Here is a 935-nt window from a genome sequence, read left to right as displayed (position 1 = left end):
GTCCCACCCAGCCCACCGGCCCCGCGTACCAACCCCTGTCCAAGGCCTCGTGCTCCACCAGGAACGACAGCGCGAGCTCCCTCGGCGTGCCGCCCACCGCCGGCGTGGGGTGCAGCGCGGTGACGACCTGCGCGGTGTCCACGCCTTCGTCCAGCCTCGCGCGGATCCCCGTGCGCAGGTGCATCACGTTCTTCAGCGCCAGCACCGACGGCTGCGCGTCCGCGAACACGCTCGCCGCCACCGGCTGGAGCGCCTGGAGGATGTAGCGCACCACCGCCGCGTGCTCGCGCTGATCCTTGTCACTGGCATCCAGCGCCACTTCGGCCCCCGGCGCCGCCGAACCCGCGAGCGCCTCCGTCTCCAGCACCCGCCCGTCCACCCGGCACAGCGTCTCCGGGGTCGCACCCAGGAAGCCCGTCCCGTCCGGCGCGCGGAAGAGGAACGTGGCGCAGCGGGGGTTCTGCTCCCGCAACCGCGCCAGCACGTCCACCACGTCGAACGGCCCCGGGCCTTCCGCGTCCATCGCCCGCGCCAGCACGACCTTGTGCAGGGAGCCCGCGCTGATGGCCTCCACCGCACGGTCCACCAGCGCCTCGAAGTCCCGCCGCGACGACGACGTGCGCAGTTCCACCGGCGCGCCCACCGCGTGGCGATAGCCTTCCGGGAAGGACGCACGCACGCGCTCCAGCCGCGCGCGCACCATGTCCTCTCCGCCATGCGCTTCGGTGGCGAAGGCCGCGACGTACAGCGCGTTGTCCTCGCGCCACACCAGCACCTCCGGCAGCGTCCAGCGCGCCAGCCCGTGCGAGCGCCAGGCACCGTCCACCTGCCCCGTGGGGCTGAAGCGCATGCCTCCGAACCAGGGCCCCGGCATGCGGGTGGGCACGGGGCCCAACCACCGCACGCTGTCGTGGCCCAACGCCCCCAGCACCTGT

Annotated in this window: 1 protein-coding gene; it reads right to left on the bottom strand. The window is 73.9% G+C overall.

Translation table 11 applies throughout. From position 1 onward, the window contains the following. Positions 1–935, bottom strand: a 935-nt coding sequence (locus tag D7V88_RS41850; RefSeq protein WP_120545990.1) for an isochorismate synthase, incomplete at both ends; no start/stop codon positions are given.

This window comes from Corallococcus terminator, from assembly GCF_003611635.1.
GTDB lineage: Bacteria > Myxococcota > Myxococcia > Myxococcales > Myxococcaceae > Corallococcus > Corallococcus terminator.
Note: the sequence above shows the minus strand (reverse complement) of the source record. Positions and strands in the feature narration are given on the sequence as shown.